At 56.4% G+C, this 204-nt stretch carries 1 rRNA gene; it reads left to right on the top strand.

The features are described from left to right. Positions 1-134: 134 nt before the first annotated feature. Positions 135-204, top strand: a 5S ribosomal RNA gene (gene rrf / locus IG88_RS0138220); the annotation flags it as partial.

Raw genomic sequence — 204 nt, 5'->3', positions numbered from 1 at the left:
CGTGAGGTGTGGAGGTGACCGGTACTAATAGGCCGAGGGCTTGTCCTCAGTTGCTCGCGTCCACTGTGTTGGTTCTGAAACCACGAACAACCCCACGTTGTGATGGCGTGGTGCGGTTGAGTGTTTCATAGTGTTTCGGTGGTCATAGCGTAGGGGAAACGCCCGGTTACATTCCGAACCCGGAAGCTAAGCCTTACAGCGCCG

This window comes from Streptomyces sp. NRRL F-5650, assembly GCF_000721365.1.
GTDB lineage: Bacteria > Actinomycetota > Actinomycetes > Streptomycetales > Streptomycetaceae > Streptomyces > Streptomyces ardesiacus.
This window is presented reverse-complemented; position numbering and strand designations above follow the sequence as displayed.